This window comes from Haladaptatus sp. (assembly GCF_049589095.1).
Taxonomy (GTDB): domain Archaea; phylum Halobacteriota; class Halobacteria; order Halobacteriales; family Haladaptataceae; genus Haladaptatus.
The window spans coordinates 1-4144 of the sequence record NZ_JBAWAC010000392.1; the positions used below are offsets into that span (position 1 = coordinate 1).

A 4144-nucleotide genomic window follows, 5' to 3' on the forward strand; every position below is an offset into this window, starting at 1 on the left:
CCCTCCTCGATGCTGACACCCGATTCGACGGGCAGGGCGTCGGCGTAGCGCCAGACGCCGTGTCCGTCGAAATCGTCGAACGTCGGGTGGTCGGCGTAGCGAACTTCGAGCAATCCGTCGCAGTCCGGACAGCGATAGCGAATCTCGTCGAACGGCGCGCCGGTCCACTCGCAGTCGATACAGGCGAGCCAGACGCCGTCGTCCGCACTGTCGGGGGCCGATGCCGTCGGGTTCGAGAGCGTTAGGTTCATTGCCGGACCCGATGGGTTCCGGGGTCAAAAAGGCGCGGACGGTGGCAACGATGGCGTCCCGTCTCCGATTCGAAGCCCGTAAAAATCAGCCTACAGCGGGAGGAGGAGGTCGTCGTCCTCGCGCTGGAATTCGGTCCCGAAGGCGGACGAGAGCGCGTCCATCTGCTGGACGCTCCACGTTCCCGCGTAATGTTCGGCCTCGTGAACCGCCAAATCGTATATCTCGGTTGGACGCAAGCGGAGGTCGGACAGTTCACCGTCCGCCACGCCGACCTCGAAGAGGAAGCTCCGGTCGTTGTGCTGTTTCGAGTCGGTGGCGTAATCGTCTACGAAATCGCCCGTGTCGTAGCAGACGAGCGTCTCGTCCACGACTTCGACGCCCTGAAAGACGTGTGCGCTGTGGCCGTGAACGACGTCCACGCCCTCTTCGGCCAACCATCGGGCGAACTCCCGAAACTCGACGGTCGGTTCGGTTCGCATGTTCGGTCCCCAGTGGAGCGACGCCACGAGCAGATCAGGGTCCGCATCCCGTGCACGCCCGAGCGAGTTACCGACGAGTCGAACCGCCTGCGGGTGGGTAACGTCGAAATCCACGTACGCCGTTCCGGGCTCGTCGGGTCCCGCCGCGAACTCCGACGTGTTGTCGGTGAACGAGACGAACGCGATGTCCAATCCGTCCACGGTGACGAACGCGGGAGCGCACGCCGCTTCCAGGGTTTCACCCGCGCCCGAGTGGGCGATTCCGGCGTCGTCCAGATATCGTATCGTGTCGGCGAGCGCGTCCGGCCCGTAATCCAGAATGTGGTTGTTCGCCAGGTTCACCCAATCGACACCGACCGATTCGAGCGCCGGAACCGCCCAGTCGGGGTCGGCTCGGAAGTGAAACGGCCGGTACGTGTCCGTCCACGGCGTCCCCCGAGCCGAGAGACAGCATTCGAGGTTGATGAAAAAGCCGTCGAGTTCGCGCAGGGATTCCTCCATGTTCCCCCAGATTCCGGAGACGCTTCGCTCTCTCTGTCGTTCGTCTATCAGCCGTCCGAGCATTACATCCCCCGCAAACCCGAGTCTCGTCATATCCCAGTTTCCCCCACTGTAGTTGGTGGGACACGGGGAAAAGGCTACCCGCTCGAAGGGAAATCAGTCCGCGTCCGCGAGAAACGCCAAGAGCGCTTTCTGTGCGTGCAACCGGTTTTCGGCTTGATCCCAGGACAGCGAGCGGTCGCTTTCGAGCACGTCGCCCGTGATCTCCTCGCCGCGATGGGCGGGCAGACAGTGCATGACCGGCATCGAGTCGGGGAGCAACTCCTCGTTGAGTTGGAAGCCGTCGAACGCGGTCAGTTTCGACTCGCGTTCGTCCTCCTCGCCCATGCTGACCCACACGTCGGTGTACACCACGTCGGCATCAGCGACGGCCGCGTCCGGATCGTTCGTCAGGCTTGGTTTCGGCCCGCGGTTCGCCGCCGTCGAGAGGGCATCCTCCGAGGGTTCGTACCCCTCCGGGGTGGCGACCGTCAGGTCCATCCCGACCGTCGCCGCCGCGATGGCGAAGGAGTTGAGGACGTTGTTGCCGTCGCCGACCCAGGCGACCGTGAGGTCGTCGAAGCCGCCGAAGTGCTCCTGAATCGTCTGCAAGTCTGCGAGCGCCTGACACGGGTGAGCGACGTCCGAAAGCCCGTTGACGATGGGAATCGTGGCGTGCTCGGCCATTCCGACCAGGCTCTCGTGTTCGAACACGCGGCCCATGACGAAGTCCACGTAGCGCGAAAGCACCCGACCCGTATCGGAGACGGGTTCGCCCCGATTCAGTTGCGTGTCGTTCGGGCCGAGGAAGATACCGTGGCCGCCCAAGTGCGTCATGCCCGTCTCGAACGAGATGCGGGTGCGCGTGCTGGGCTTCTCGAACAGCATGGCGAGCGTCTGTCCCGAGAGTTCGGGTGGCGAGCCGTTTTCCTTGTACTCCGACGCGAGCGCCAACACCTCCGCCAACTCGTCCGGCGAGATGTCGTCCACGTCGAGGAAATGACGCGTCATGCTGCCACCTCCAGGTCCTCGCAGACGGCCTCCAACACCGCAATCGAGCGGTCGAACTCGGCGAGTTCGATGTGTTCTTCGGGCGTGTGGTCGAGCGACGAGTCGCCCGGTCCGTAGGTGACGACCGGACAGTCCCACACCTCGGCGTAGAGGTTCGCGTCGCTCGTTCCCGTCTTCCGGAGCAGGCTCGGGTCGCCGCCCTCGTTCCGGATGGCGACGCGGAACGCTCGTCCCAATTCCGTCCGCGGACTGGAGAGCGTCGGCGGAATCGGTTCGTTCCACGACACCGCCCCGACGTCGAGGTGGTCTTCGGCGACCGACCGAATCCCCTCGGCCGTCATCCCGGACGGAATCCGGAACTTGATCTCGACGGTCGCTTCCGTCGCGAGGCCGTCGGACGTGAGACCGCCGTCGAACGAGACGGGTTTCACGGTCACCGACTCCACCGTCGAACCGTCCTCGTCGGAGTCGAATTCGGATTCGACCCCCGAGAGCCACTTCGTCGCGTACTGAATCGCGTTCGGCTCCGGCCGTGAGGTGTGGACCGATTCCACCGTGGCCGAGTACGTTCCCGAGAGGAACCCGCGGTAGCCGAGCGTCACGGCGTCCCAGCCGCTGGGTTCGCCGTTGATCACGAATTTTGGCTCGTCTGCGTCCTCCACGAGATGGCGCGCACCGCGCGAATCGGTCTCCTCGCCGACGACGCCGACGAAGCTCGCGCCGGTTTCGACCGCCGCGACCGCCATCGCGGCCAGCGGACCTTTCGCGTCCACGCTTCCGCGTCCGTGGAGGATACCGTCCTCCAGTGTCACCGGAACGTCGCCGGGAACCGTGTCGATGTGCGAGGTGAGCAGAATCCCGTTTCCGGGCGCACGGACGTTGCCCACGTCGTCCATCCAGACCTCGCGACCCTTCGATTCGAGGAAGTCGGCGAGATGCTCGGCGCACTCCGCTTCGTTCCCCGACACCGACGATATCCCGACCAGTTCTATTAGCAGGTCGCGCGCGGCGGCCGGTGAGACCGAATTCGCCTCGGTCATCTCGACCATCATTCGTTCCCTCCTAACACGTCGGTCAGCGCAGAGACGACGGCGTCGATGTGCTCGGTTTCGACCGTCAGCGGCGGCAGTAGGCGCAGCACGCTCCGTCCCGCCGGGAGCGCCAGAATCCCGTGTGACAGCGCGAGTTCTTTGAGGAGACGGTTCGCGCCGCGCTTCACCTCGATGCCGATCAACAGTCCGTGTCCGCGAACGTCGCGCACGGGCAGGTCGGCCGCTTCGAGTTCGTGCCGGAGATATTCGCCCATCTCGGCGGCGTGCTCTGGCAGATTCTCGTCCACGAGCACCGAGAGGGTGGCGTTCGCCGCCGCGCTGACGACGGGGCTTCCGCTGAAGGTCGAGCCATGCGACCCGGCACCGTCGGCTATCCAGTCGGCGCACAGCGTCGCGCCGATGGGGAGGCCGCTCGCCAACCCTTTCGCCGTCGTGAGTACGTCCGGGGAGACGCCCGCGTGTTCGCAGGCCCAGAAGGCCCCCGTCCGGCCGAGTCCGGTCTGCACCTCGTCGAAGATCAACGCGGCACCGGCGTCGGCCGTCAGGTCGCGGGCCGTTTGCAGGTACGCCTGCGTGGCGGGGTTGACGCCACCCTCGCCCTGGACGGGTTCGAGGATGACGGCGGCCGTCTCGTCGTCCACGACGTCGGCGAGTTCGTCCTCGTCGCCGTAGGTGACGAACTCCACCTCGTCCACGAGCGGTTCGTACGGCGCGCGGAACTTCTTCTTCCACGTCACCGACAGCGACCCCATCGTGCGGCCGTGGAAGCCGCGCTTCGCGGCGACGAGTTTCGAGTTGCCGGTCGCGCTC

At 65.5% G+C, this 4144-nt stretch carries 4 protein-coding genes and 1 pseudogene; all 5 read right to left on the minus strand.

All coding sequences use genetic code 11. The annotated features are described in order from the left end of the window. Positions 1-251: pseudogene (locus WBV42_RS12260) on the minus strand (threonine synthase); the annotation flags it as partial. A 90-nt stretch (positions 252-341) separates the two neighbouring features. Continuing rightward, positions 342-1325, minus strand: coding sequence for a CapA family protein (locus tag WBV42_RS12265; RefSeq protein ID WP_423986289.1), 984 nt, complete (start codon positions 1323-1325; stop codon positions 342-344). A 63-nt stretch (positions 1326-1388) separates the two neighbouring features. Further along, positions 1389-2282: an ornithine carbamoyltransferase gene (argF, locus tag WBV42_RS12270; protein ID WP_423986290.1), complete on the minus strand. Its 894-nt coding sequence runs from the start codon at positions 2280-2282 to the stop codon at positions 1389-1391. Beyond that, on the minus strand, positions 2279-3334 hold the full coding sequence (locus tag WBV42_RS12275; protein WP_423986291.1) for a [LysW]-lysine hydrolase: 1056 nt from the start codon (positions 3332-3334) through the stop codon (positions 2279-2281). Before WBV42_RS12275 ends, argF begins: the two co-directional genes overlap by 4 nt. Continuing rightward, on the minus strand, positions 3331-4144 hold an 814-nt coding region (locus tag WBV42_RS12280), incomplete at its 5' end, for an aspartate aminotransferase family protein (RefSeq protein ID WP_423986292.1). The genes WBV42_RS12280 and WBV42_RS12275, both read right to left, overlap by 4 nt.

What these genes read in the sequence shown, in the direction of transcription:
- WBV42_RS12275 (WP_423986291.1), bottom strand. Translation starts at nt 3,334, where the DNA reads ATGATGGTCGAGATGACCGAGGCGAATTCGGTCTCACCGGCCGCCGCG.
- WBV42_RS12265 (WP_423986289.1), bottom strand. Translation starts at nt 1,325, where the DNA reads ATGACGAGACTCGGGTTTGCGGGGGATGTAATGCTCGGACGGCTGATA.
- argF (WP_423986290.1), bottom strand. Translation starts at nt 2,282, where the DNA reads ATGACGCGTCATTTCCTCGACGTGGACGACATCTCGCCGGACGAGTTG.